Annotated in this window: 14 protein-coding genes, 1 tRNA gene and 1 pseudogene; 6 read left to right on the top strand and 10 right to left on the bottom strand. The window is 36.3% G+C overall.

The features are described 5' to 3' along the window. The first annotated feature begins 75 nt into the window (after positions 1-75). Both PGY05_RS16245 and PGY05_RS16240 read left to right on the top strand, forming a co-directional pair. Positions 76-147: transfer RNA gene (locus PGY05_RS16245), tRNA-Asn, on the top strand. 311 nt (positions 148-458) lie between these two features. Then, positions 459-701, top strand: coding sequence for an EamA family transporter (locus PGY05_RS16240; RefSeq protein WP_270476331.1), 243 nt, complete (start codon positions 459-461; stop codon positions 699-701). 73 nt (positions 702-774) lie between these two features. Here PGY05_RS16240 and PGY05_RS16235 read toward each other — a convergent pair whose 3' ends face one another. From PGY05_RS16235 to PGY05_RS16225, 4 genes and pseudogenes are all read right to left on the bottom strand, one after another. Further along, a complete protein-coding gene (locus tag PGY05_RS16235; protein ID WP_173690807.1) occupies positions 775-918 on the bottom strand; it encodes a hypothetical protein in 144 nt (47 codons plus the stop codon). 40 nt (positions 919-958) lie between these two features. Then, on the bottom strand, positions 959-1477 hold the full coding sequence (locus PGY05_RS16230) for a response regulator transcription factor (protein ID WP_055156012.1): 519 nt from the start codon (positions 1475-1477) through the stop codon (positions 959-961). Beyond that, positions 1462-1683: pseudogene (locus PGY05_RS16740) on the bottom strand (ATP-binding protein); the annotation flags it as partial. The pseudogene PGY05_RS16740 and the gene PGY05_RS16230, both read right to left, overlap by 16 nt. A 26-nt stretch (positions 1684-1709) precedes the next feature. Then, positions 1710-2186: a DUF4118 domain-containing protein gene (locus PGY05_RS16225; protein ID WP_330673039.1), complete on the bottom strand. Its 477-nt coding sequence runs from the start codon at positions 2184-2186 to the stop codon at positions 1710-1712. Between the two features lie 192 nt (positions 2187-2378). Here PGY05_RS16225 and PGY05_RS16220 point away from each other — a divergent pair, with 192 nt between their 5' ends. From PGY05_RS16220 to PGY05_RS16210, 3 genes are all read left to right on the top strand, one after another. Next, entirely contained in the window at positions 2379-2837 is a 459-nt protein-coding gene (locus tag PGY05_RS16220) for an RrF2 family transcriptional regulator (protein ID WP_055247597.1), read from the top strand. Continuing rightward, the gene (gene trxA / locus PGY05_RS16215) at positions 2828-3136 is read left to right on the top strand and encodes a thioredoxin (RefSeq protein ID WP_270476330.1); all 309 of its coding nucleotides are present in this window, start codon (positions 2828-2830) and stop codon (positions 3134-3136) included. The genes PGY05_RS16220 and trxA overlap by 10 nt, the downstream gene beginning before the upstream one ends. Positions 3137-3472: 336 nt before the next feature. Further along, positions 3473-3616 (top strand): hypothetical protein, encoded by a 144-nt coding sequence (locus tag PGY05_RS16210; protein ID WP_156333063.1) that lies wholly within the window; start codon positions 3473-3475, stop codon positions 3614-3616. Between the two features lie 233 nt (positions 3617-3849). On the opposite strand, the gene PGY05_RS16205 is transcribed toward PGY05_RS16210, so the two are convergent. The 5 genes from PGY05_RS16205 to PGY05_RS16185 form a co-directional block, all read right to left on the bottom strand. Next, positions 3850-4182, bottom strand: coding sequence for a DUF3784 domain-containing protein (locus tag PGY05_RS16205; protein WP_117455464.1), 333 nt, complete (start codon positions 4180-4182; stop codon positions 3850-3852). Positions 4183-4232: 50 nt separating this feature from the next. Continuing rightward, a complete protein-coding gene (locus PGY05_RS16200; protein ID WP_005611085.1) occupies positions 4233-4550 on the bottom strand; it encodes a hypothetical protein in 318 nt (105 codons plus the stop codon). A 154-nt stretch (positions 4551-4704) separates the two neighbouring features. Next, positions 4705-5451: an alpha/beta fold hydrolase gene (locus tag PGY05_RS16195; RefSeq protein WP_117455466.1), complete on the bottom strand. Its 747-nt coding sequence runs from the start codon at positions 5449-5451 to the stop codon at positions 4705-4707. A 53-nt stretch (positions 5452-5504) separates the two neighbouring features. Next, complete coding sequence (locus tag PGY05_RS16190) at positions 5505-5840, bottom strand: DUF3784 domain-containing protein (protein ID WP_117455468.1); 336 nt, start codon at positions 5838-5840, stop codon at positions 5505-5507. A gap of 128 nt (positions 5841-5968) precedes the next feature. Further along, positions 5969-6184, bottom strand: coding sequence for a helix-turn-helix domain-containing protein (locus PGY05_RS16185; protein WP_004845965.1), 216 nt, complete (start codon positions 6182-6184; stop codon positions 5969-5971). A 111-nt stretch (positions 6185-6295) separates the two neighbouring features. Between PGY05_RS16185 and PGY05_RS16180 the strand changes: the two genes are divergently transcribed. After that, positions 6296-6613 carry a hypothetical protein gene (locus tag PGY05_RS16180; protein WP_040015282.1) on the top strand — a complete coding sequence of 106 codons (318 nt, stop codon included), beginning with the start codon at positions 6296-6298 and terminating at the stop codon, positions 6611-6613. Between the two features lie 158 nt (positions 6614-6771). Here the strand turns inward: PGY05_RS16180 and PGY05_RS16175 are convergent, their stop codons facing one another. Next, entirely contained in the window at positions 6772-7188 is a 417-nt protein-coding gene (locus PGY05_RS16175; RefSeq protein ID WP_005424130.1) for a helix-turn-helix domain-containing protein, read from the bottom strand. Positions 7189-7283: the final 95 nt, after the last annotated feature.

The following is a 7283-nucleotide window of genomic DNA, read 5'->3' as shown; positions in this document are numbered from 1 at the left end:
GGTAAGGAAGAATGGATGGAGTAAAGATTTAAATTTGTATGTGGTTTTGAAGGTACATGAAAGTATCTTTAATATTCCTCGATAGCTCAGCGGTAGAGCATTCGGCTGTTAACCGAAGGGTCGTTGGTTCGAACCCAACTCGGGGAGTTGAAAACTGTAAGCGATTGCTTACAGTTTTTTTCATTTCATAGGAAATTCCGAAGGAACTGTATCGATGATATTTATCCGGACACCATAGGTGGAGTCGGTCAAATTTAAATATAATAAAAGATTCAGTCTGATTTAGGCTGGACAGCTCTGCATATTTGTATTATCGTAAAAACAGTATTTCAAGGGTGATTGCGTAACAATGCTTGTTGCGTTATCATCCTTTTTGGATATAAGGAGGCAGGATAATGAAAAACTTGCATCAGGAATGGTAATTCTGGCAGGGATATTTTGGGGAAGCATGGGAATTTTTGTTCGCAAGTTTGAAATTTGGTTTTTTAAGTACAGTGCTTGCATTTTGCCTGTATACTGCCGGTCTTAAAAATTTAGATAATGGAAAAGCTTCTATTTTTGCATCAGTTGAGCCAGTTGCAGCTGCCTTGATTGGTGTAATACTATATAAAGAAACCTTATCAGCAGGAGAAATATTCGGGATTATTCTTGTGATGGTAGCAATTGTAATGTGTAATCTTACAAATAAAGACAAAAAATAATAAAATAAAGATGACGAATGCCGGAGCATTACTCCGGCATTCTTATTTGGAATTAGGATGTTAAACGAAACAGCTATTTCATAATCGGGATGTCTTTTGCAACCCGGCGATAAATCTTCCATATAATGGTGAATGGAAGACTGATACAAATATAAAGTGTAGAAAAAAGACCTGCAAATCCTCCAATTAAAATCAAAAGTAACATTCCAATATTCATGCCTCTCTCACTCCAGTTCTTTGTATTTCTTTTAATAAAGTCATTTTATGAGAAAATATGTAATTTGAAAAGAGATTGGAGTCAAATGAACGATATTTCCACTGATAGTCAGGGTACGTTTTTCAAAATCGAGTATTAGCTCACCACATTTGTAAGGGTGGAAGAGTTGATCTGAAGAGGTATTCATCCGGGTACTGTGTCTGAGTGAGGTGCGGATACGTGCAAGGAGTTCGGCGGAACCGAATGGCTTGGTGATATAATCATCCGCGCCAAGATCGAGAGCTTTTACCTTTTCATGTTCATTTGTACGGGCAGAGATGACGATGATTGGACAGTCGGACCATTCACGAACCTGCCGGATGATTGTCTGACCATCCATATCCGGGAGCCCAAGATCAAGGAGAATGAGATCTGGACAGATAGAATTTATCAGCTGAAGACCTTCAGTACCGGTTATGGCGGTTGTTACTTTATAATTGTGCCCATATAACAGCTTTGTAACAAAAGTAAGGATATTTTGTTCGTCTTCTATAAAAAGGATATTTACTTTTGGCTGCATGGAATGTTTTCCTCCTCTTCTTTTGGTAATGTAAACAGAAATAAAGCACCATTGGTGTGGTTTTTGGCTTCGATATAACCATTGTGTGCGTCAATGATCGTTTTGCAGATTGATAAGCCGATTCCCATACCCTTGTGGGAGTCAACGGAACCAGTATTGTGGCAGATGCCACTGAAAATATCCGGAATAACGTCCGGGTTCAGACCATGTCCGAAATCTTTGACACAGAAGGTTACGTGGTCTGAATGATCAGTGACGGTAAGCTCCGGAGTCTTGTTACACTGAGAAGATTTTCAACCATATTGAGGAGCCAGCTGGAGTCATTTTCAATATTTTCAAGAAGTTCTCTTTTTTCTGCATCTGATAAGATGGAATCATCAGACAGAAGAGAGGAAGTGGTTGCTGTGGTGAGCAATGTAATGATCAACATTCCGATAAATGTGACCGGATAGCCGCTCAATGTGAAATTCAGTCGGAAAAACGGATAGGTAAAGAAGAAATTGATACAAATTACGGAGAAAACAGAAGAAAAGAGCCCGTGCAGGTATCCGTTCGTATATCGTGCAATCAAGATTTGGGCAATAATATAAAGTAATGCGATGTTTGCAGTATTTTCAGAAACGAATGAGAAAAAAAGAAAGGCAAGTGCGGTCGCGATGCCAAGTAGTGTGAGTGTAAAAAGTGTATTGTTATGTAATAATTTATTCATAGCAGATAATCCTCATAAATAAAATTTTCACAAAAAAACTATCATATTTCCTCGCAAATGTCAACAGAGATAAAAAATCATAACAAAATCCAGACAAAGAGGTTGACATGGCAAACTGTATGTGATATTGTTACAGTATAAACTGTAATTAAAAAAATTACAGTTCAACATATAAGAAATGAGGGGAGAAGCGTGACAAGTGAATTTGCAATAGCGGTTCATGCACTTGTATTTCTGGATCGCAGCAATGCTACTATCGCAAGTGAAGAACTCGCAGATAATGTATGTACAAATCCTGTATGCATACGCAGAGTGATGGGAAAACTAAAAAAAGCCGGTCTGATCGAGACAAGAGAAGGCATGGGAGGCGGTTACCGGATCGCAAAAGCAAATTCGGATATTACGCTGAGGCAGATCAGTGATGCGCTGGAGAATACGCTTGTAAAAGCATCCTGGCGTTCAGGAAACCCGGATAAAAAGTGTTTGGTTGCAAGTGGGATGTCTGTAGTTATGGACGAACTTGTAACAGGGATGAACAGGAGCTGTAATGATTATCTGGAAAGAATCACGATCCAGAAAGTAGAGGAACGGCTTACTGCCCTTAAAGAAGAAAAAGATAATGAAACAGGAGGATGTCTATCATGTCAGTAATCAATTTAACAACAGAGAATTTTGAAGAAGAAGTATTAAATGCAAAAAAACCAGTACTGGTAGATTTCTGGGCAACATGGTGTGGACCATGCCAGACAATGGGACCGGTTGTTGATGAACTCGCACAGGAGCTTACAGATGTAAAGGTAGGTAAGGTGAATGTGGATGAGCAGATGGCGCTTGCCAGAGAATATAAGGTAATGTCAATTCCGACATTTCTCGTATTCAAAGATGGAAAGGTCGCAGAGAGAACTTTAGGAGTTCAGGAAAAGAGTGAGCTGGAACAGCTGATTCTGTAAGCAGAATATAGAATAAGTTATCTAAGGATGTGCCAAGGCACATCCTTTTTGTAGTTTGCGCGCCATGGGCGCGCTCTAACGGGTGAAAGTCCCGAATACGCCTAGGTAACAAGGAAGTATATAGGGGGTGTCCATTGTGAGGTGGAATCTGAAGGAAGCTGTAGTAAAGAACTAGATGCAAGAATTTGTTATAGGCTGCATATGTGTATCTGGAAGCAATGGAAAACCCCACAGAATTGTATAAAGAATTTGATGAAACTCGGAGTTGATAAGGATACAGCTTGGATTACGGCATACACAGGTAGTCGAATCGCTTACATGTGTCAACGAAGAGTTATGAATTTTGCAATAAACAAAGAAAGATTAACCCGATTTGGACTACTGGGACTTATGGCAATTGATTATAAGAAGCCGGTAAAAGTTATTTCAGAAGATGAGAAATTTATGAAACAGATTGAGAAATGGGCTGTTGAAGAATAAGAATGGATGAGCTGAAAGATGGGAGGCATGGGGATTTTGCTCTCCCGTTTTGTTGCGAAAAAAAGAAACGCTGTAAATTCAACGTTTCTCCCATTTTTAATTAATGCCGCAGACCGGAATCGAACCGTTTTTCTTAATCTCAAATACTGATAGAAAGGGGCTTTGAAGACTTCATCACGGTTGCGGTGTTCAAAAAGTGTTCAAACGTTTGTCGCATACAAACTAAAAAGTTGTTACTTTCTGCATAGTGTATTTTCTAAAATGATAATTACTACGACATCAACCAAAATAATCCCCAATGCAATATATACAAAAAATGCAGGCAAAATATTTTCAAGCAAGCCCATTGTCAATGCAAGAATTGCTATAATAGACATTCCAATTCCCATTGTTCTGCATAACTTCTTTTCATCATATTTTTCCTTTTCTTCTTTTGAAGCCGTATTATATCCGGAAATAAACCAACTCCCGTGTCCAGAAAGTAAAATAATAGAAAATACAGCAAATATCACAAAGACAATCCACACTATCCAATCAGAACCTGTTGCTAAATCTACTAATTTCATTTATAAGCACCTCCTTAAATTCCGTTTTTCTTAATTCGATAAACTTGAATTTATACCCGGTACTTGTCTCGATTTATAGTCATATCAACCAAATGAAATACAAGTAAGATAATAAAAAAAACGGAAACTATTATTATTCCTGCGCCCAGCTTGATAAAATCAATTATACCGCCAAGACAAAAGAGCATTGCCCATGTCTTAATCCGTTTTCCAGTAACTCTGCATATTTTCTCTGTGTTTAATCCAGTATAATCTCCTGATAAAAACAGCACACTTCTTTCTGTATTCCTTGATTTGATAAAAAATCTTCCAACAAAAAAGAGAACAGTTGCCATCAGTAAATCAATAAATATAATTATTATTTTCATTTTCAACACCTCTAATTCTAAGTTCACAACTTCAAATTGTTTTAATTCTTCTCAGTTCCACCTTCTTTCCCTTCGGACAAGAAGTATCCCTCGCTCAAAGAGCTCGGTCAATTCAAATCTTCTATTGCTTTCAGTCTCTGCTGAAGACTGAAAGTTACCTTCGCTTTACTATTTCTAATAGTTTTCTCACATAATCATTTGCGTGGTTTATTGAAAACTCTCCATGATACATATTAGGAAGAACTTGTATAAAACTATCCTGCAATTTTTCATGAATGATTTTAGCGGATTTTTTCATTGATTGCTTTTCTTTTTCTCCAACATAAATTTGAACGGTTGCTTCACACTCTCCAATGCCATCTTTTAGTGAATATACTGAGTTTTCCTGTAAAAAGGCAATCATATCACTCTTTCTAATAGCACAAGTATCTTTGTAATATTCATCAAACAAATTCGACTTTATTCGTAGTGATTTGAATTGCAATTTTGAAAACCACTTATACTTTATTAAGCCATAGCAACTTCCAAACGCCGGTTTAATCATAGAATATGTAAATTTTGAAGGTATCACAAGTACACTTTCCACTATTGCATACTTACATATATCTTTGCGTTGAGATAAAATTTCAAGCAAAATCTGCCCTCCAAGCGATAGTCCTCCCATCATTAAAACAGAACCGCCCAATTTGCTATTTACAAATTCTATAATATCCAAAGCATTATTCTCTATCGTTGTAAACTGCTTATCACATCCTGCATGACCATCTAATATAGGCAAAACCACATGATAATCTGTTTGAAGTCTTTCAGCAACCTCTTTGTAATTCCACCATGATAAACCGCCTCCGTGTAAGAGGATAATTACATCGCTGTTTTCTTTTCCATATTCTACATAATTCAACCTCTTTCACCTCACTGTAAACTTCCGATTTTCTCAATTCTCCAAACTTGAATTTACTTTAATAAATATTTTTCAAACGCTTTATGATTATCAAAGTGGACTTCTCTAAAAAACAGAACTAACCAAATAATATAGGTTGGTATAGCTATATATGGGGTTAAAAAGCAGGATAATAATGCTCCTGCCAACATTATAATAGCCCACATAAAGCACTGATTTCTTATATCACGAGAGATATGAGCTTTATCATACAATGCCTGTTCTTCTTTAGAAAATGAATTAAATCCTGAAACAAATTTTGCTGCTTTTGCCTTAAAAATCGCAAATAAAACACCTATAATCAGAAATGGTATTACCAAAATTATACACGACCAAAATCCTATATTCATAATACATACCTCCGCTTCAAACTTTGATTTGTCTGTTTCATGTTATTCACAGTATAATTCCATTTTATAAAATATTCAATTAAAAAGGTATGCGAATATTTTTTATTTCCGCATACCCATTTATCACTTTATTCTTTTACATATCGAATTAACTCACCAATTTCACATTCAAAATAGTTGCATAGTTTACAGATTAAATTTGCATCCAGTCTTTGAAATTCATTTCTGCAATATCTATTGAAATTTGACCTTGGGATATCGAGTTCCTTACAAATCATATTCTTACTGATACCTTTTTCTTGTAACAGTTCTTCTATTCTTAATTCTAAATGTCCATAATTCATGTTCCGCACCTCTACATAAAGTATATTTATTAAATCTTTATGTAGTAATTCACTATATAGTGAGGTACTATATAGTCAGTCCCTTGTTAATAACACAAAAGAGGTATGTACATGAAAAAGAAAATCATAGCAACAATCACAATGCTCTGTTTACTGACCGTTCTCTATAATTATCTCAGACTGCCGGACTATCATATTACTAACAGCATATCCTTTAGCAGTGCAGATACCAGAGATACTGAATTGACTGTAATTGTTTACAAATGTTGGGAAATTGATGGATTAATCAAAGACATTGAAAATGAACATAACAAAATCAATGGTACGCCTACCACCTTGGAAATCAAGCTCTATTATCCAACTTATTACTTGCACAATAATAGCAAACCATTCCGAACTACAACCATTGAATATAATAAAAAAGAATAGCACTCTATTACTGCTTTTGAAGTAGTATCGGCTATTCCCTCTCCTTATATTCTTTTGTTCGTATTTTCGCAAACTAACGTTCCGCAAGGATGCCCAGTGCGACGGTTCCTAACAGGGCGGCGGGTCGACTGGGCAAGTGGTCGGCTGAGAAGCATTTTCTACTCAACGACATATTTAACGTTTGATTCTCTCCGTCCCTCATATTTCTCCTGTGCCAACAGTTTATCAAGAAATTCTGACACTTCTTCCATGTCTTCACTGTCTATCAAATCCAGTTTTATCAATACATCAAGGTCTGTCTGATTCTTCGGTTGTATTGAGATCGGCTGAGATGTATCCACAACCACTTTCAACTGTTTTGTCTTATTTGCTGTTTCAATATCCGTAGTTAATCCCATAACGTGGCTTTTACTCACGCCGAATATCTGTGATAATTTTTCCCATATAGATTCATCTCTCGGCGTTCCGTTTCCATTTTCATAGTTCGTAAGCATACTTTGTGAAATGCCTAATTCTTTTGCAAGTTCCGCAACGGTTATATTCTTTTCTTTCCGCAATTCTTTTATTTTATTCATAGCGAACCTCCTTTATAAGCACATTATATTTCATCAAATTTTCTCTGTCAATCTTTTTATCGGATATTCAGATATTTTCTATTGACATTCTGCAA

The organism is Coprococcus sp. AF51-11b1, assembly GCF_027682785.1.
Taxonomy (GTDB): Bacteria; Bacillota; Clostridia; order Lachnospirales; family Lachnospiraceae; genus Allocoprococcus; species Allocoprococcus comes.
Note: the sequence above shows the minus strand (reverse complement) of the source record. Positions and strands in the feature narration are given on the sequence as shown.